Annotated in this window: 17 protein-coding genes and 1 tRNA gene; 11 read left to right on the top strand and 7 right to left on the bottom strand. The window is 58.7% G+C overall.

Features of this window, described 5'->3' with window-relative positions; all coding sequences use genetic code 11:
* Positions 1 to 67 precede the first annotated feature (67 nt).
* The 8 genes from HMPREF1255_RS05535 (at position 68) to HMPREF1255_RS05500 (ending at position 7,046) form a co-directional block, all read left to right on the top strand.
* Positions 68 to 151: transfer RNA gene (locus HMPREF1255_RS05535), tRNA-Leu, on the top strand.
* Between the two features lie 182 nt (positions 152 to 333).
* Positions 334 to 1,131, top strand: coding sequence for an ABC transporter ATP-binding protein (locus tag HMPREF1255_RS05530; RefSeq protein ID WP_016455140.1), 798 nt, complete (start codon positions 334 to 336; stop codon positions 1,129 to 1,131).
* Positions 1,128 to 1,763 carry an ABC transporter permease gene (locus tag HMPREF1255_RS05525; protein WP_024111135.1) on the top strand — a complete coding sequence of 212 codons (636 nt, stop codon included), beginning with the start codon at positions 1,128 to 1,130 and terminating at the stop codon, positions 1,761 to 1,763. The genes HMPREF1255_RS05530 and HMPREF1255_RS05525 overlap by 4 nt, the downstream gene beginning before the upstream one ends.
* A complete protein-coding gene (locus HMPREF1255_RS05520) occupies positions 1,760 to 2,443 on the top strand; it encodes an ABC transporter permease (protein WP_024111270.1) in 684 nt (227 codons plus the stop codon). Before HMPREF1255_RS05525 ends, HMPREF1255_RS05520 begins: the two co-directional genes overlap by 4 nt.
* Positions 2,444 to 2,452: 9 nt before the next feature.
* Positions 2,453 to 3,334, top strand: coding sequence for an ABC transporter substrate-binding protein (locus tag HMPREF1255_RS05515; RefSeq protein ID WP_024111012.1), 882 nt, complete (start codon positions 2,453 to 2,455; stop codon positions 3,332 to 3,334).
* Between the two features lie 207 nt (positions 3,335 to 3,541).
* On the top strand, positions 3,542 to 4,522 hold the full coding sequence (locus HMPREF1255_RS09420) for a C40 family peptidase (RefSeq protein ID WP_024111100.1): 981 nt from the start codon (positions 3,542 to 3,544) through the stop codon (positions 4,520 to 4,522).
* A 101-nt stretch (positions 4,523 to 4,623) separates the two neighbouring features.
* Positions 4,624 to 6,297, top strand: coding sequence for a glucose-6-phosphate isomerase (gene pgi / locus HMPREF1255_RS05505; RefSeq protein ID WP_036917220.1), 1,674 nt, complete (start codon positions 4,624 to 4,626; stop codon positions 6,295 to 6,297).
* An 83-nt stretch (positions 6,298 to 6,380) separates the two neighbouring features.
* A complete protein-coding gene (locus tag HMPREF1255_RS05500; RefSeq protein ID WP_016455146.1) occupies positions 6,381 to 7,046 on the top strand; it encodes a vancomycin high temperature exclusion protein in 666 nt (221 codons plus the stop codon).
* Here HMPREF1255_RS05500 and HMPREF1255_RS05495 read toward each other — a convergent pair.
* Positions 7,043 to 8,356 carry a UDP-glucose/GDP-mannose dehydrogenase family protein gene (locus tag HMPREF1255_RS05495; RefSeq protein WP_016455147.1) on the bottom strand — a complete coding sequence of 438 codons (1,314 nt, stop codon included), beginning with the start codon at positions 8,354 to 8,356 and terminating at the stop codon, positions 7,043 to 7,045. The two genes, HMPREF1255_RS05500 and HMPREF1255_RS05495, sit on opposite strands and share 4 nt — an antisense overlap.
* A gap of 73 nt (positions 8,357 to 8,429) precedes the next feature.
* Here HMPREF1255_RS05495 and argS point away from each other — a divergent pair, with 73 nt between their 5' ends.
* The gene (gene argS / locus HMPREF1255_RS05490; protein WP_024111239.1) at positions 8,430 to 10,064 is read left to right on the top strand and encodes an arginine--tRNA ligase; all 1,635 of its coding nucleotides are present in this window, start codon (positions 8,430 to 8,432) and stop codon (positions 10,062 to 10,064) included.
* Between the two features lie 234 nt (positions 10,065 to 10,298).
* Positions 10,299 to 11,330, top strand: coding sequence for a LacI family DNA-binding transcriptional regulator (locus HMPREF1255_RS05485; protein WP_024111225.1), 1,032 nt, complete (start codon positions 10,299 to 10,301; stop codon positions 11,328 to 11,330).
* Here HMPREF1255_RS05485 and HMPREF1255_RS05480 read toward each other — a convergent pair.
* The 5 genes from HMPREF1255_RS05480 to HMPREF1255_RS05460 all read right to left on the bottom strand — a co-directional run bounded on the left by HMPREF1255_RS05480 (position 11,287) and on the right by HMPREF1255_RS05460 (position 16,785).
* A complete protein-coding gene (locus HMPREF1255_RS05480; protein WP_024111024.1) occupies positions 11,287 to 12,102 on the bottom strand; it encodes an MBL fold metallo-hydrolase in 816 nt (271 codons plus the stop codon). The two genes, HMPREF1255_RS05485 and HMPREF1255_RS05480, sit on opposite strands and share 44 nt — an antisense overlap.
* Positions 12,102 to 13,676 carry an MFS transporter gene (locus HMPREF1255_RS05475; RefSeq protein ID WP_024111174.1) on the bottom strand — a complete coding sequence of 525 codons (1,575 nt, stop codon included), beginning with the start codon at positions 13,674 to 13,676 and terminating at the stop codon, positions 12,102 to 12,104. The genes HMPREF1255_RS05480 and HMPREF1255_RS05475 overlap by 1 nt, the downstream gene beginning before the upstream one ends.
* A gap of 220 nt (positions 13,677 to 13,896) precedes the next feature.
* Positions 13,897 to 14,703, bottom strand: coding sequence for a polyphosphate--glucose phosphotransferase (gene ppgK / locus HMPREF1255_RS05470; protein ID WP_024111092.1), 807 nt, complete (start codon positions 14,701 to 14,703; stop codon positions 13,897 to 13,899).
* A gap of 73 nt (positions 14,704 to 14,776) precedes the next feature.
* Positions 14,777 to 16,288, bottom strand: a complete 1,512-nt coding sequence (locus tag HMPREF1255_RS05465; protein ID WP_024111010.1) for a PH domain-containing protein — start codon at positions 16,286 to 16,288, stop codon at positions 14,777 to 14,779.
* Positions 16,285 to 16,785 carry a PH domain-containing protein gene (locus HMPREF1255_RS05460; protein WP_016455154.1) on the bottom strand — a complete coding sequence of 167 codons (501 nt, stop codon included), beginning with the start codon at positions 16,783 to 16,785 and terminating at the stop codon, positions 16,285 to 16,287. The genes HMPREF1255_RS05465 and HMPREF1255_RS05460 overlap by 4 nt, the downstream gene beginning before the upstream one ends.
* A 131-nt stretch (positions 16,786 to 16,916) precedes the next feature.
* Here HMPREF1255_RS05460 and HMPREF1255_RS09415 point away from each other — a divergent pair, with 131 nt between their 5' ends.
* A complete protein-coding gene (locus tag HMPREF1255_RS09415) occupies positions 16,917 to 17,495 on the top strand; it encodes a hypothetical protein (RefSeq protein ID WP_024111070.1) in 579 nt (192 codons plus the stop codon).
* A 37-nt stretch (positions 17,496 to 17,532) separates the two neighbouring features.
* Here the strand turns inward: HMPREF1255_RS09415 and tpx are convergent, their stop codons facing one another.
* Positions 17,533 to 18,036 (bottom strand): thiol peroxidase, encoded by a 504-nt coding sequence (gene tpx, locus HMPREF1255_RS05450; RefSeq protein ID WP_036917214.1) that lies wholly within the window; start codon positions 18,034 to 18,036, stop codon positions 17,533 to 17,535.
* Positions 18,037 to 18,104: the final 68 nt, after the last annotated feature.

Here is an 18,104-nt window from a genome sequence, read left to right as displayed (position 1 = left end):
TTTTGCCACTTAACTCTTGCGATTTTTATTTTTTATCGCTGCTGTGTAATATCGATCCAGTCGCTTCGCGCGAGTGGCGGAATGGTAGACGCGCTGGCTTCAGGTGCCAGTGCCCTTTACGGGCGTGGAGGTTCAACTCCTCTCTCGCGCACAACAAAACCCCTAGTCAACTGGATGTTTGGCTGGGGGTATTGCATTTCAGGAGGAGAATAGCAGGATTACTCTCCTCAACTCATCGCCTATGACAGAGGCATTGATGGCCTTGATAGGCTGGTTTCACCTCTGCCGGAAGAGCTCAATGGTGAAAACCGTCCAAGAAACTGCCCCACGCCCATGATCGAATTCAAGTCCGTCGAGAAGAGATATGGCTCCACCCTCGCGGTGGAGAATTTCTCTCTGCAACTGCCCTCGCATAAAACCACTGTTTTTGTTGGTCCATCCGGCTGCGGAAAGACCACGCTGCTGAGGATGATCAACAGGATGGTCGAGCCCACAAAGGGGGACGTCGAGATCGACGGCACCCCCGTCTCAAGCGGTTCGCCGGTGCAGCTTCGTCGTTCCATCGGTTACGTCCTGCAAAATGGCGGTCTGCTGCCGCACCTGAAAGTCATCGACAACGTAACTTCTGTGTTGCGCCTGCAGAAAACCCCGCGCTCCGGGGCAGCAGAGCGCGCCCGTCAGATGATGGAGCTGGTTGGGTTGGACCCATCGGTGGGCGATCGCTATCCGGCGCAGCTTTCCGGCGGTCAGCAGCAGCGCGTCGGTGTCGCCAGGGCGCTGGCCCCCGACCCGAACATTCTGCTGATGGACGAGCCGTTCGCGGCCGTCGATCCGGTGGTGCGGGCCGAGCTGCAGGCCGAGGTTATCCGGCTGCAGTCGGAACTCTCCAAGACGGTGGTTTTCGTCACCCACGACATCGACGAGGCATTCAAACTGGGCGATCAGATCGTCATCCTGGGTGAGGGAGCCAAGATTCACCAGGCCGGAACCGCCGACGAGATAATCGCCAGTCCTGCAGACAACTTCGTGCGAGACTTCGTCGGCCTTACCAACGGCTCCAGAGAGTTCCGGCTGGAGGGCGGAATCGTCAAGGACGCCACAGGGCGCACCCGCGGAGTGGTCCTCGAATGAATTGGATAACGAACAACCTGGGCTTGATCTTCGAGCTCGCGCTCGCTCATCTGGGGCAGTGCCTGCCTCCGATTGCTGCAGCCCTGCTCGTCTCGATCCCGCTCGGCTGGCTGGCCAACCGCATGAAGGTGGCAGGCGGGGCGCTGCTCAGCTTCATCGGGCTGTTCTACGTCATCCCGTCCCTGGCCCTTTTTGCGCTGCTGCCGCCGCTGCTCGGCATCAGCTTCCTGTCGCCGATCAACCTGATGATCGCGTTGTGCCTGTATGCTTCGGCGCTGCTCACCAGGTATGCGGCCGATGGCTTTCGTTCCATAGACGTCCTGACGCTGAGCGCAGCCAAGGCGGTTGGCTACGGCACGTTCGCCAGGTTCTGGCGGGTCGAGCTGCCGCTGGCCGGCCCGGTCATCCTGGCGGGGTTGCGGGTTGCCACCATGACCACCGTCTCGCTGGCGACGGTCGGTGCCCTGATCGGGGCTACGAACCTGGGCTACCTATTTACTAACGGCTACCAGCGCCAGATTCCGGAAGAGATTCTCGCGGGCGTCGTCGCCTGTTTAGTGCTGGCTTTGACGCTCGACCGCCTGCTGGCACTTGCCGGACGCCTATTTTTGCCTTGGACGGTGGCCAAATGAATCTTTTTGAGCAGGCATTCCACTGGATGTTCTCTGATCAGCTGGCAGAGAGCGTTTTGCCACTGGGTAAGGCGATATTCACACATCTGGGATTCTCGCTGCTGTCGCTGCTGATAGCGGCGGCCATCGCCGTCCCGCTGGGCTGGTTCATCGGTCACACTGGACGCGCTCGCAACCTGGTGATTTCGGCGACGGGAGCGGCTCGCGCGCTGCCGTCATTCGGTCTGGTGCTGTTTTTGGTCGTGCTATTCGGGGTCGACGGCAAAGCCCGAGCCGTCTACGCCGCGTTGACGCTGCTTGCCGTGCCGCCGATCTTGGCTGGCGCCTACTCGGGTGTCGAGGCGGCACCCAAAACGACTGTCGACGGTGCTCGCGCGATAGGCATGTCCGAGGCGCAGATCTTGTTCAAGGTAGAGGCCCCGCTCGGGCTGCCTCTGCTGTTCAACGGGCTACGCACGGCGTTGCTGCAAATCATCGCTTCGGTAACGATCGCGGGATACGTCGGCGCCTGGGGGCTCGGCTTTTATATCGTTCAGGGCATTGCGTTGCGGCGTTTCGATCAGGTGCTCGGGGCGTCGCTCGTGACGGTCGCGCTGGCGGTCATCGCCGACGTGGCGATGGCGCTGGTCAGGCGCCTGGCTATCCCAAAAGGTGTCCGGCTGCAGTCGGTTAATGAATAGGAAAAAACAATGAAGATCTTTCGCAAACTTGCCGCTTTGGTGTCTGTCGCGGCGCTGTTGCTTACTGGCTGCGGCGCAAACGACGACCCCTTCGAAACGGGTTCCAGCACCGACGCCATAACCGTCGGCTCGTCCGCCTACTATTCCAACGAGATCCTGGCGGAAATTTTTTCCCAGGCGCTTGAGGCTGAGGGATTCGAGGTGAACAGGCGCTTCAACATCGGCAAGCGCGACGCCTACTTGCCGTCACTGCAGAACGGTGACATCACGCTTTTCGCCGAATATACCGGTAACCTGCTGCAGGCTCTCGAGCCGGACACTACGGTGACGGAGCCTCAGGCCGTCTACGATGAACTGGTCAAGGCGCTGCCCGACAACCTCGTGGCCTACGACCGTGCTCCGGCCGCCGATCAGGATTCGTACAACGTCACGGCTGAGTTCGCAGAGAAAAATCAGGTGAAGACAATTGCTGATCTTGCGAAGATCGGCAAGGTGCGTGTTGGCGGCAAGCCGGAGCTGGAGGGGCGCCCCTATGGGCCCCAAGGCTTAAGAAGCGTCTATGGCCTTGATGTCGAGTTCGTCGCAACAGGCGAAACCACCCCCGAGGAACTCGCCGCAGGAAATGTGGACGTCGCCAACATTTTCAGCGCCGAACCGCGTATCAAGACCTACAACCTGGTGACCCTGGAGGATCCCAAGGGCATGTTCCTAGCCTCTAACGTGGTGCCGATCGTGCAGGCAGAAAAGGCCGACGAGCTTCGCGGGATTATCGAACCGATAGCTAAGAAGCTGACCACCGAGGACTTGGTGAACATGAATCTTGCCTCCACCAGAGACAAGCGCTCCAGCGCAGACATTGCCAAAGAGTGGCTGCGAAGCATCAATAAATAGTCTCTGATTGGGGCATATATAAAGAGGTAGGGTAGTGTCTTTCGTGGTAACCGATCACCCACCCCTTCGGTTTACTAAGAAAGAAATGTAAAAAATTCTTAGAAAAGTTGCCAAAGTTTGAAATTTTCTCAGGATTGCTCTTATATTTATCTCAGCTTCCACTTCGAAGCTGAACTTTCTTAAGTCTTATTCGTACAGGAGAACCAAGTGACCGCACGCCGCGCCCTTATCGACGAAGCCGTTAACGACTTCGATACTTTGCCGGCCCGTGCCGCACGTCGGGCAGCTGCCGACGATAGCGTGCTGAACGTAATGAGCATTGATCTTTCCTCCGTCGAAACCGCACGCCGCGCGGTTGACATGACGGTTCCTGCAGTAGAGCAGACTCTCACTGACCCGATCCGCCTGAGCGCCGACAACGCCGGCCTTAGCGGACGCGCCCGCAAGCTGATGGCCACCGCGGCCACCATGGCTGCCGCCGCCGTATTCGTCGTTCCGGGTGCCCTGCAGGTTTCCTCCGCGGCCGATCGCCCCCAGGCGACCACCGCAACCCTGACCGGCGACCGCACCGCCGACAAGGTAACCCGTGCAACCGAGCGCACGCTGTTGGACGTAACCGAGACCGCCAGCGACCGTGCAGTTGACGACGACACCGAAACCCGCGTCACCGCGGCTTTCGAGAAGAAGGCGGCAGACGACAAGGCTGCCGAGGAAAAAGCTGCTGAAGAGGCCGCAGCTCAGGATCGCGCTCGCGAGGAGGCCGACGCCCGACGTGCAGAGGCCACCAACAACGCTGCAACTCCTGCAGCGGCCAGGCCCGTCACTTACTCCTCGGCTCCGGCTAGCGGTGTGGCAGGCGCAGCCGTCGCATTCGCGCTGGCCCAGTCCGGCAAGCCCTACATCTGGGGCAGCACCGGACCTGCAGGATACGACTGCTCCGGTTTGATTTACGCCGCCTACGCCTCCGCTGGTGTCTCCCTGCCCCGCACCTCATTCGGCATGGCGACCGCAGGTGTTGCGGTTTCCACCTCCGATCTGCAGCCCGGCGACATCATCATTTCCTACGGTGGTGGCCACGCGGCTCTGTACATCGGCAACGGTCAGGTTGTAGAGGCTTCGGCCCCTGGCATCCCGATCGGCGTTAACGCTCTGGCAGGCGGCATCACCGCAGCCCGTCGCGTTATCTAGATTCATACTTTTTAACTGATGCCCCCTAGACACTAGGGGGCATCAGTTTTTATTTGGCAACTTTGTTCCGCGTCGCTCATTCTCCTACTACTCTGTTGGCTATGCAGACACCTGTTGACCCGACGACGACATCGGCTTGGAGCGATCTTTCCCGCACCGCTGAAAGCTTCTACGTAGATTTCCGCAAGTGGTTCGAAGAGGACCCGGAGCGGGCCAAGCGTTTCTCGCGTGAGGCCGCCGATTTATACGTCGACTTTTCGAAGAATTATCTGACTGACGAAGTCCTCGAGATGCTGGTCAGGCTGGCCAAAGAAGTTCAGCTTGAGGAACGTCGCGACGCAATGTTCGCCGGCGAGATCATCAACACCTCGGAGCAGCGTTCAGTGCTGCACACCGCTCTGCGTCGTCCCAAGGGCGACGAGCTGATGGTGGACGGCGTGAACGTCGTCGACCAAGTGCACGAGACCCTGGAGCGCGTCTACGACTTCGCCGAGCAGGTGCGCTCGGGTTCCTGGGTGGGCGTCACCGGCAGGCAGATTAAGACGATAATCAATATTGGCATCGGCGGCTCCGACCTCGGCCCGGTTATGGTCTACGAGGCGTTGAAGCCGTACAAACTCAACGACATCGAGTGCCGCTTCATCAGCAACATTGACCCGGCCGACATGTACGAGAAGACGCACGACGTTGACCCGGAGACGACGCTATTCATCGTCGCTTCAAAGACCTTCACCACGCTCGAGACGATGACCAACGCCCGCATGGCGAAGAACTGGCTCATCAACTCGCTGCGCGCGGTGAACGCCATCAGCGACAGCGAGAAACAGCGTGCGGAGGCCGTCGCCAAGCACTTCGTTGCGGTGTCCACCGCCCTGGACAAGGTTGAGGAATTCGGCATCAAGCGTGAGAACGCGTTCGGCTTCTGGGATTGGGTCGGTGGACGCTACTCCGTCGATTCGGCCGTCGGCCTGGCCGATGTAATCGCGTTAGGCAAGGAAAACTGGCAGGAGTTCCTGGCCGGCTTCCACGCCATGGACGAGCACTTCCGCACTGCACCGCTGGAGCAGAACGTTCCGGCGCTGATGGCGATGCTGAACGTCTGGTACAACAACTTCTTCGACGCCCAGACTCACGCCGTGCTGCCGTATTCGCAGTATCTGCACCGCTTCCCGGCATACCTGCAGCAGCTGACGATGGAATCGAACGGCAAGCGCGTCCGCTGGGACGGTTCACCTGTCACCACGCAGACCGGCGAGGTCTTCTGGGGCGAGCCTGGCACCAACGGCCAGCACGCCTTCTATCAGATGATCCACCAGGGTACGAAGGTGATCCCGGCGGACTTCATTGCGCCGATCAACCCGGCACACGCGCTGAGCGAGTCCGGCACCGACGTGCACGGTCTGTTCCTGTCCAACTTCTTCGCGCAGACGTCCGCGCTGGCGTTCGGCAAGACTGCCGACGAGGTCCGTGCGGAGGGCACCGCGGAAGAGATCGTCTCTGCCCGCGTGTTCCCGGGCAACAAGCCAACGACGAGCATCCTCGTCCCGGAGATTTCTCCGCGAGTTCTCGGCGAGTTGATCGCACTCTACGAGCACATCACGTTCGTCGAAGGCGTGGTGTGGGGCATCAACTCGTTCGACCAGTGGGGCGTCGAGCTTGGCAAGGTGCTCGCCAAGCAGATCGCGCCAGCCATCGACGGCGACCGCGAGGTGCTTGCCCAGCAGGACGGTTCCACGCAGAACCTGATCGAGCATTATCTAGATAATCGAAACTAACACGGTAGCGGCGGGAGGAGACCAAATGGTCTCCTCCCGCTTTTCATTGTTTGACGTTTCTGTCCGGCGATTAAACTGTTCGCATGGCGAAAAAGACTGGTGGTTGCGGCTTCGGGCTGCTGCGCGTGATCTTGGCCGTGCTGATCATCGCCGCGCTGGTCTTCATCGTTCCGCTCGCCGTCGTGCTGGCGGAGTCCAGCGGTCGGATCTATTACTCGGTTGAGGAGACGCCGTCCAGGGACGTGGCGATGGTGATGGGGGCTTCCGTGTGGGGCGACAGGCCCTCGCCATATCTGAAGGGTCGCCTCGACGTCGCCGCCGATCTCTACCACTCGGGCAAGGCGAAGGTGTTGATCGTTTCGGGCTCGATCAGTGACAACGAGCCAAAGACCATGCGCTCGTATCTGATGGAGCAGGGCGTCGATTACCGCGACATCGTGCTTGACGAGGGTGGCGACAACTCCTACACGTCGTGTGCGGTGGCAAAGCGGCGCTTCGGCGTCGACCAGCTAACCGTGGTTAGCCAGGACTACCACCTGCCCAGGACGGTTGCTGCCTGCCAGTTGCAGGGCGTGGACGCCATCGGGTCGGCGGACGTCATAAAGATCAAAAATGACGCCTACAACAGGTATCAGCGCCGAGAGCTTGGGGCGAACGTCAAGCTGATGATCAACGCCATCTTTGACCACACCCCGGACGTCGGCGAGCCCAGCTCGGAGGTTGCCGACGCGCTGGCCAGGCCTCGCTAGCGGCGTCCGATTCCGCGGTAGTTCCACCCGGCGGCCTGCCACGCCGCAGCATCCAGGACGTTTCTGCCGTCGAGGATATTCGGCTGGCGCACCCAGATTTTTGCCTCGGCAGGATCTAATTCGACATATTCGCGCCACTCGGTGCCGAGCACGGTGACATCGGCGTTGCGCATAGCCTCTTCTGCCGTGTTTACTACGCAGAGGTTCGGGCGCTTGGCTCGCAGCCCGTCGGTTGCTTGCGGGTCGGTGATCACCATGTCGGCGCCCCTGGCTGAAATCTGCTGAGCGATGTCCAGGGCGGGGGAGTCGCGCAGGTCGTCGCTGTTGGGCTTGAACGCGGCACCCAGAACGGCCACCCGACGTCCGACGAAAGTGCCGCCGGCCATTTCTTTGGCAATTTCGACGGCCCGCTGGCGGGAGCGCAAGTTGACGGTGTCCACCTCGCGTAGGAAGGTGAGCGCCTGCTCGACGCCCAGTTCGCCGGCCCTGGCCATGAACGCCCGGATGTCCTTAGGTAGGCAGCCGCCGCCGAAGCCGAGCCCCGCGCGCAGAAATTTTTTGCCGATTCGATCGTCGTAGCCGATGGCCTCCGCCAGCTTGGTGACGTCTGCGCCGGACGCGTCACACAGCTCTGCCATCGCGTTGATGAAGCTGATCTTTGTGGCGAGGAAACTGTTGGCGGCCACCTTGACGAGTTCTGCTGTTGCATAGTCGGTCAGTAAGCGGGGGATGCCCTCAGCCAGCAGTAGGGAGTAGCACTCGTCCAGGAGCCCCTGGGCGGTTTTTGCGTCGCCCGGGTCAGCGGGTAGCCCATAGACGATCCTGTCCGGGTGCAAGGTGTCGTCGACGGCGAAGCCCTCGCGCAGAAATTCCGGATTCCACACCAGCAGGCTCTTTCCTGCTAGGCGGCGTGATATTGCCTCTGCTGTGCCGACCGGCACCGTCGATTTGCCCACGATCAGCTTCGGTTCGTCGCCGGTCAAGTTCGTCAGCAGCCCGTCGAGCGCGGACTCGACGTAGCTCATGTCCGCAGCGTTTCGTGACGAAGACTGCGGGGTGCCGACCGCGATGAAGCTGATCTGGGCATCTGCCGCGTCCGCGTACTCGCAAGTGAAGGCGAGACGTCCGGACTTCACCTGCTCGGAGAGTATTTCTTTGAAGCCCGGCTCGAAGAACGGCGGCTCGCCCGCGTTGAGCTTGGCGACCTTGGCGGCGTTCACGTCGACGCCGATCACCTCGTGGCCCAGGCTGGCCATGCAAGCAGCGTGCACCGCGCCCAGATAGCCGCATCCGATGACAGAAATTCGCATATTTTTCCTCGCCTAGAAACTCCTACTAGTAGCTTAATGGCCTCAACCTTGTCAGTCGTGGAACAATAACTCTATGACTTCTTTGCCCGCACTACTTTCCGAGCGCGTCGAGGCCGTCGCAGGCGTCGACCCCGAACTCCGGCCTGCCACCAAGCCGCAGTTCGGCCACTTCCAGTCCAACGTCGCATTGCGGCTGGCCAAGACCGAGGGCGTGCCGCCCCGAGAAATGGCGCAGCGCATCGTGGATAAGCTCGAAATCGACGACCTGTGCGAGACCCCAGACATCGCGGGCCCCGGTTTCATCAACTTCAGGCTGAAGACCTCGGTGCTGGCAGCCGCCGTCAATAAGCTTGCCGCCGACGAGAATCTCGGCATCTCCCAGGTAGCCGAGCCGGAGCGCGTTGTAATCGACTACTCCAGCCCTAACGTCGCCAAGCAGATGCACGTCGGCCACCTGCGCTCGACGATCATCGGCGACTGCTTCAACCGGGTGCTTTCCGCCACCGGCGAGGATGTCATCGCCCAGAACCACATCGGCGATTGGGGACGCCAGTTCGGCATGCTCATCGAGCAGATCATCGACGAAGACCTCGATCTCGGTTCGCTAGACCTAGCCGGCGCCGAGGAGCTCTACAAGCGCGCTAATGAGTCGTTGAACTCCAGCGAGGAGTTTGCCGACCGCGCCCGCGCTCGCGTCGTCAAGCTGCAGGGCGGCGACGAGGCCACTCGCGAGATCTGGGAACGCCTGATCGAGATCAGCAAGGCCGGCTTCAACAACACCTATCGCCGCTTGAACGTGCTGCTGGACGACGGCGATCTGGCCGGCGAGTCCACATACAACGAGTTTCTCAACCAGGTTGCCGAGGATCTGCAGAGCCGTGGCATTGCCGTCGAGGATCAGGGTGCTCTCGTAGTCTTCGTCGACGGTTTCGACGCTCCGGCCATCATTCGTAACTCTGCGGGCGGCTACGGCTATGACGTCACGGACATCGCTGCCATCCGCTACCGCGTCAACGAGTTGAAAGCCGATCGAATCATCTACGTCACGGACGCCCGCCAGGCCAACCACTTCGCGCTGGCCTTCGCCGTGGCCCGAAAGGCTGGCTATCTGCCCGATTCCGTCAAGGCCGAACACGTCGGCTTCGGCATGGTGCTCGGCCCCGACGGCAAGCCTTTCAAGACCCGCGAAGGCACTGCGGTTCACCTTGACGATCTGCTTGACGACGCCGAGAAGAATGCCACCCCGGAGGTGGCGCTTGCGGCGATCAAATACGCCGACCTCAGCTCCGGTCTTCAGAAGGACTACGTCTTCGACGTCGAGCGCATGACGGCCACCAGTGGCGACACCGGCCCTTACCTGCAGTACGCGCACGCCCGCTGCGCGAACATTCTGCGCGAGGCCGAGGCCCGCGGCTTCCAGCCCAGCGAGGTCGGGCAGCTCGCGGAACCGGCAGAGCAGGATCTGGCTCTGCTGCTGAGCGGTTTCGGTAACGCCGTCCACGTCGTCGCCGCCGATCTGACTCCGCACAAGTTATGCGGCTACCTCTACGAGCTGGCCGACAAGTTCTCGAAGTTCTACGAGAAGTGTCCGGTGCTAAAGAGCGCCGACGAGGTTCGTGCCAGCCGTCTCGGCCTGGTGGCCGCCACAAAACAGGTGCTGGCCGCTGGCCTAGAGCTGCTTGGTATCGTCGCGCCGGAAAGAATGTGACAAATCACACTCGCTAATCCCTGATTCGTGGAGCCGTTTTGCAACACCCCTAGATGTGGGGAATTGGGCCTATTCGGATAGGTTCACCAACCACGTTTTGTCAGGCAACAAAAGGACGAGTTGCTTTCGCTCGCGACACCACAAATGAGCCCGATCATGAGCTTTGACTTGCGCTAGGCTTATGCCTGTTCGATGGCGAACAGAGTAGGCGCCAACAAGGTAGAGGTGACGTGAATGTCTAAACCTTCTATGCGTCAGGTAGCTAATCTGGCCCAGGTCTCTATCCAAACCGTCTCTAGGGTCATCAATCAGCCGCACCTTGTTCGGGAAGAGACCCGTGAACGGGTTGCGGCTGTAATTAGAGCGGTCGGTTACACGCCAAATGCTACGGCGAGATCGTTGCGCTCTAATAAATCGCGCGCGGTAGGCATCATCCTCAACGGAGGGTCTTTATTCGGGCCAAGTTCGGTGGCGCCGATTCTTACCTATCGAATCCAACAGCAGGGGCTAGCCACACTCACCGCGACCTTTTTCAACGACGATGTAAAAAACGCCAGAGTAGCCATGAACGATCTGCTGGCACGCAATGTTGACGCGTTGGTGGTCATTGCCGCCCATAAGTGGGTGGCTGATGAGATCGTTTCACTAGCTCATAGTTATCCGGTCGTCGCGGTTACTAGCGAAGAATTAGGGCCCGATATCTTCAGAGTCGCCGTCGATCAGGAAGAAACTATGCGGCTACTGGTGGAACACTTTGTAGCCTTGAGCAAGGAACGAATTTGCTTCTTGGCTGGCCCCGATAATTGGCTGGACGCCGCAGCAAGACGAGATGGCTGGAACCGATTAACTAGCGAATATGAAATCCAGGATTCGATCTGCGAGGTTAAATCCTTTTATCCGGATGAAGCGTATCTGGCCGTAGCAGACTATTTCTGCGCTAACCAGTTGCCGCAAGCCCTGCTCTGCGCTAACGACATGCTGGCAATGGGTGCAATGCGAGTATGTTGGGAAAAGGGAATAAGAATCCCCGCAGACATCATGGTGGCAGGCATCGACGACACCATTTCGGCCTCTTATCTAACCCCGTCGTTGACCTCGGTGACGCAGCCTCTAGACGAAGTGGTCGACTGCATCCTGGACTTATTGGTGGCGGCTCTAAACGAAGAACCAGCCCGGGTTAAATTAGTAAAACCCGAGCTGGTTATCCGAGAATCAACAAGCGTTAGCGGTCTGCCTCATACCAAAACTCTGCCTGACCTTGCCTGACCACCTTGCCGGCGCGGATGCCGATTTCCTCGTAGTCGCCCTTTAACTCGCCGCTAAGTAGCCCCTCGCAAAGGTTCATGTAGTCGGTAATGAGGGATTTGTCGTAGCGAACGCCGTCGTGACCCGGGCAGGTGTAATCAAAGTGCTCGCCGTGCGCCAGCATTATTTTCAGGCTTTCTAGGAACTGCGATATTTCGTCCCTAGTGCCGCCTTCCTTCGTTGGAATAATGCTCGAACCGTTTAGCGCGTCGCCTGTGTAGAGCAGCCTGGCCTTGTAATCCAACACGCTCAAAGAGCCAGGCGTGTGGCCGGGAGTCGCGATTATCTCCAGTTCGCGTCCACCCAAGTCGAATTTTTCGCCTCCGGTGATAGGACGGAAATCGAAGTTTTGTGGCATCGTTTCAGGTACTCTGCCAAGAAGTACCTTGAGCACTTCCTCGCCAGGGTTTCGCAGCGGTGCCCTAGTCTCGACGTACCATTTAACGAAGTCTGGGCTATAGCCGAGCGATTTAACGACTTCTTCGTCTGCCGGGTGCATATATACGTCATCGAATTGATAGGCGTTGCCTACGTGGTCGGTATGTCCATGTGTGCAAATGAGGGTGAGGGGTAGATCTGTTATTTCGTGAATTTCGGCAAGTGGATCGGTTAATCCGCACCCGCTATCGATTACTGCTGCGCGCCTTTCTCCAACAACAATGTAATAGTTATCTAGGCGAAAATCACTTATCTGGAAAGAATCATTACCTAGCGGAGTTATTTCGCGTTTCATTATTTTGTGGTCTCCTCGGAAGTGTTAGTGGTCTCTTCAATTTCAGATTCCAGGTGTTCAGACAACGAATTAACCACCTGCTGCACTTCGGCCATCTTTTCATCGGTCATGTTGTAGACGAAGCGGTAAATCAAAAACACGAGGAAGCAGCCGATAGCCGGTAGCAGGCCTGCTGTCAGGCGAAGGGCCTCTGCCACTTGAGCAGTTTGGTTGGCCTGCAATGTAGGATCGTAGCCAAGAGTGTCGATGATGACTGCGATAAATGATGTTGCTAGGGAAGCTACCAGGAAAACCACGAAAGTCACCGTCGAATAAACCAAGCCGTCATTTCGCTGGCGCGTCAAATAAGCCTGATAATCCACCGCGTCGGCGATTAGTGCCCAGATGAGTAGCGTAAAGAACCCTTGGAAGAAGGCTGCGACGAGTTGAACGGCGATCCAGACCGTCGGCGGTACCGGAACAAATGCAAGAAATGCGTAACAGATAGCCGCAACCAGTACGCAATAGGTAGCCAGGGTCTTTTTCTGCATTATTTTTAGTACTTGTTTTAAAAGCACCATGCCGAGCAATAGCGGAATTATATTTCCAAGCCCAATTGCGGCAAGAATTTTGGTGTCCTGATAGTAAGCCTGGAAGACGTACTGGTTCATCAAATTAATGGTCTGAATAAAGAACTTGAAAACGATGTAGCTCAAAATTATCGAAATCATTGGGCGATTATGGATGAACGAAACGAGCATCTTGCCCATATGGACTTTCTGTTTTTTCGTAGCAAGCGAAACAACTATGCGTTCCCGGCAAAGTTTATAAGTTCCAAAAAGGCACAGTGCGGAGAACACCCCAAGACCGATAGACAGCGCCAGGAATCCCGGAGCCTGCGGCGTGTTCACGGCGTCGAAGACGATGAGCGGGGCAATAGTCGTGACCAAAATCGACGCGCCGGTAGAGCCGATAGCTCGGAAGTTGGACAGCTCGGTGCGCTGCTTGCCGTCGGTGGTGATGGCGTTCAGCATCGTGCCGTAGGGGATGTTCCAGAACGAGGAAACAACGCCCCAGAAGAAATACGCCACAAGTGCGTAGATCATCTTCATCGCATACGGCCACGAGCTAGTGTCGAAGAAAAGCGCAACCGTAAGCAGCGCCATGGGCACCGGGATCCAAACTAGCCAACGCTTGTATTTTCCATCGAACCGACCGCGCATGTGATCCACGATCGACCCGATAATCGGGTCGTTTAAGGAATCTAACATCCGACAAACCGCTATCACGACTGCAAAGTGGGCGGCTTTTATGCCGATTACGTTTACCAGGAACATCAGCATGTAGACGTTAACCAATACTTGAAGGGAGTTGCCCCCAAGATCGCCTAGGAGGTAGCCGACCTTATCGCGCCATGAAAAAGCGGGTGCGCTCTGAATGCATTCGACGTATTCACGGTCTTGAGAAAGTTTTGTATGTTCCGAAGACATCTTCGTCCTTTCGATCGTTTCGGCGGCACTGCCGAGCTGACCGAAATTATTGTGAACGAACTTGAAGTTAGGAAGGCCTTTTCCTATGTGATCGTTCACTTTCATGAAGATAACGTTCACATCTATGAGATTCGGACGGGTGGTTTAAGAAAACGGCGTCAGCTTTTTCCTGAGTAGCTGTGACAAATCACACTCGCTTATCCCTGATTCGTGGAGCCGTTTTGCAACACCCCTAGTCAGGGAGCTTCTGTCTTTCCGTGGGTGGGTTAGCGAGTTGGATTTGGCAGATATTCGGGCACGAAAAAGCGGCGCCGCCTGCTTATGCTTAATCTGCCGAGTTATACCATTCGTTGTTCGTCATCGAAGGCAGCGAGTAGCCAGGCATACGCTCTGCGGCGAGGGCAGCGGCGCCCACGATTCCCGCCTGGTTCTCCAGCTTCGCGGCGACGATGCGTGGCCTAAGCTTCAGCAGCGGCAGGAACTTGTCGGCCTGCTTACTGATGCCGCCGCCAACGACGATCAGGTCGGGAGAAAACAGCTTCTCGAGCTCGTCGTAGTAGCGCTGTAGGCACTTCGACCATTCTTTGTAGCTCAACTTTTTCTTCGTCTTATACCCCGAAGAGGCGCGGGTTTCGGCGTCGTGGCCGTCGATCTCGAGGTGGCCCAGCTCTGTGTTGGGAATCAGGTGGCCCTTGTAGATGATCGCCGAACCGATGCCGGTGCCCAGCGTCGTCACAATGACCAGGTCGTTGACGCCCTTCGCCGCGCCATAGCGGGCCTCAGCGAAGCCTGCCGCGTCGGCGTCGTTGCACAGGTAGACGGGGCGCTTGAGCTTCTTGCTGAACAGATCGTCGGCGTTGGTGCCAACCCAGCTCTTGTGCAGGTTGGCCATGAACATGACGGTGCCGTGCACGATGGGGCCGGGGATGGCGATTCCGATGGGGGCCTCCGGGTCGAGGCGCTTTCGGAATTTGTGGACCATCTTCGCGACCACGTCCGCGCAATTCTTTGGTGTGGAGTTCTTTGGAGTCAGGATGCGGATGCGCTCGCTGGTGAGCTCGCCGCGATCCAGATCGACGAGGGCACCCTTGATGCCGGTGCCGCCGATATCGATGCCAAGAATTTCAGTCATGCCAGCATTGTAGTGGTCGAAAGGGCATCCTTTAATAGCGGTAGCGCACTATTTCCAAGGACACCCCCTCTGACTACGCCGTTATCGGCTCGATTTGCGGGTTGGCAAGCATTTCGCTGCGCGCGGTTCGCATCATCTGCGGCTCGGCGAGCGCCAGTTTTCTGGCATCTTTGGCGTCCAGCAGCTTCGCGCACAGGTCGACGGGCCCGGACGTGTTTTCCGCGTTGACGTCCGCCAACCCCAGTAAGCGCCGCAGGATGCCCTGGCTCAAGCGAACCTCTTGGACGCGGGCGTGAGGTACGATATCCACCTTGTGCGTCAGAATGTGGCCGGTGGCCACGATCGCCTTGTCGTTGAAGCCCCAGGTGAAGGTCTGGGCGTCGAACCAGCGGATCCAACGGGCCTTTTTGCCCGCGGGCCGCATCTGGATCGTCTCCAGTTCGAGTTGGGGAATGGCGACGTCGAGCACGCGTTTTACCTCGTCGTCGCTGCCAACGGGCAGCAGCAGGATCCCGCCGCCCGCGTCGTCGCTACTGATGCCGTGGCCGAGGACGTCGATGCGTACCCGTTTCCAACCCAGCAGGCGCCAAAGCAGCGGCTGGCTGATCTGGACGCCCTGGATGCGGTGGACGGGCACGGAACGGGAAATCAGTTCGGTCAGGCCGTGCGTGGTCTTCAACCCCGAGCTAGTCCAGGTTAGGGAGTAGTTGAAGCCCTCCTTGAGCTCCTTGAGTAGCCAGCCGATGTAGCCGAAAGCCGCCGGGAGTAGGCCGATCAAGGAAAGCCCAGCGGCGTCGCCGGGGATCAAGAGTCCCAGCGCGACGAAAATGGCGATGAACGCGATACCCCAGATCGTGCCCGTCGAAAGCACGAGAGAGCCGATCAGGCGCCCGACGGGAACCCGCACGATCACCTGGTCGTAGCCCAGAACGTCCTCGAACACGCCCGGTTTGCTCAGCGCGCTGGCCTGGGCGACTGGAGCGGCCCCCGCTGCCTGCGGAGGCGGGGCGACGAAGCCCCTCGTAGAGGTCTGAGCACGGTTCGCCCTGGCCATCAGGAAGTCGCGCATCTTGTATGCGCGGTCGCGCTTCAGGTACTGGATCTTCTTGGACGCGTTGGCGCCGACGTCGATGTTTAGCGCGGCCAGGCCGAGGAGCCGGGCAACCAGCGGCTGCTTGATGTCCACGGACTGGATCTTGCTGAACGCGATTCGCTGGGACTGGTGCGCGATGAACGTGCGTTCGATGCGCACCTCATCGTCGTCGATCACGAAACGGGTGAACCACCAGTTCGCGAAGGCGAAGCCGATTGCCAGCACCAAAACGCCCAGAGTGATGAGAGCAGGGATCCAGAAATCCTTGCCAAGCACGCCGATCTCGGACAGCTTAATGTCGCCACTCAGCAGAGATTGAAAAGCGTCCTGGCCGAAGTAGATGACGATCGCCACCAGGAAAAGCCAGCCGTCGACGATCGGGCTGAGCGGGTGCGGGCGCTCTGCAACCTTTGCTTCGGGACTAGCCGCTGCCTGCTCGATGTCCACCACTTCCTCGTCGGGGGTGGGTGGCGGGAAATCGGTGGTGCTCATAGACCGGCCGCCTGCAACTCGCCCTTGGCCAGCAGACGTTCGCGTAGCCGCTGCGCCTCTTCCTTGTTAACTCCGGGAATCGTCCCGCCGGAGACGGTGGCTGCCGTGACAAGTTCGACGTTTGCCAGCCCGAGCCACCTGGAGATCGGCCCCGCGGTGATCTCGATGGCCTGCATCCTGCCGTAGGGAACTATCGAGAGGTTGCGCCAGAAAATGCCGTGCTTGATGTAGAGGTCGGAGTCGCGCTCCGCATAGCCCCATGCCTGGTAGAGGGCCTTCTGGCGCCAGACGCGGTAGCCCAAGAAGATCAGCGCAGCGAGCAAAACTGCCACTGCCAGCCAGGTGGGGGTAAAAATGAAGCAGACCACCACTATGGGCACCAGGAGGAGAGGCCATTGCGTGAGCACGTCGATCCTGCGTTTGGTCAGGTATCGCGCATCGAGCGCAATCCAATTTTCGCCGGGCGGCGCAAAAAGATCGTCGGTTTTATCGGACACGGAATCCTCCGTCGTTGGTAGATGTTCGTGGGCAAAAAGCTTAGCGTTTTATCAAGTTTTTATATACCTAGCCGCTAAAAAATAAGTGGACCGCGGCTGCCGATTTTTCGAAGTGGGTATATGTTTTAGATATGGCTAAAAGGTACGCAATCACAAAGTGGCAGCGAAACCTGCCGAACGCCGATTCGAGCAAGGCGGCACTTTTCCTGCCTGGTAAACGTTACGCTTTCCCGCTTCCGGGGCTGATCTTCCCGGCGCTGGCTCTCAGAGACGCCGGCTGGGCCATCTGGTATGCCGACATCGACATGATGGGCCTCGAGGACGAGGAAATTCGTTCCCTGGTGAACGAGGCGCTAGCTGAGATGTCCGCGCAGGCCGGCGCGAAGCAGCAGCTGGTCGTCGCCAAGTCCATCGGTTCGATGGGCGCCAAGTGGACAGCTGAGAATTCGGTGCCTGCGGTCTGGTTCACCCCTGTCCTGAACGACGCCCAGGTGGTCGATGACATCAAGGCATCCACGGCTCCCCGGCTGCTGATCGGGGGCACGAGCGACAGCTATTGGGACACCGACGCGGCCCGTTCCACCGGCGGCGAGATCGTCGAGGTTGAGGGCAGGGATCACTCCTTCCTGGTCCGCGACTGGCGGAGCGTCTTGGAGGATACCGGCCTGGTGACCGAAAAGATCGAGGAATTCGTCTCGAAAAACTGCTAAAAAATTGCCCGGTCTCCCGGGCAATTTTTATGTGCGCTTAGGCCTGCTTGATGGCCTTTATCGCCTCGTCGTAGTTGGGTTCGGTGCCGATCTCGGGTACCTGCTGGGTGTAGAGCACGACGCCGTCCTCATCGAGCACGACGACCGCGCGGGAAAGCAGACCCATGAGTGGGCCGTCGGCCATGGTTACGCCGTAATCCTCGCCGAAGCTGGAGCGGAAGGCGGAGGCTGTCACAACTTTGTCGATGCCCTCTGCCGCGCAGAAGTTAGCGAATGCGAAAGGTAGGTCCTTGCTGACGTTGATCACAACAGCGTTGTCCAGCTCCGCGGCCTCCTTGTTGAAGTTGCGCAGCGCGATGGCGCAGACGCCTGTCTGGACGCTCGGAAAGATGCTTAGCAGGACGCGCTTGCCTGCGTAATCGGAGAGCTTGATTTCGTTGAGGTCGTTGTCAACAAGCACGAAGTCGGGGGCTTTGGTGCCTACGGTAGGCAGTTCGCCCACGGTGGTAACGGGTTTGGAATCAAAAGTAATATTAGCCATGTCCACATTATTTCGAATAATTCAAAATAATGCAGGCTTTTGGGTGGATTGATCCTAAGGCCAGCGCC

The sequence above is a fragment of the Propionimicrobium sp. BV2F7 genome (assembly GCF_000510445.1).
Lineage (GTDB): Bacteria > Actinomycetota > Actinomycetes > Propionibacteriales > Propionibacteriaceae > Propionimicrobium > Propionimicrobium lymphophilum.
Note: the sequence above shows the minus strand (reverse complement) of the source record. Positions and strands in the feature narration are given on the sequence as shown.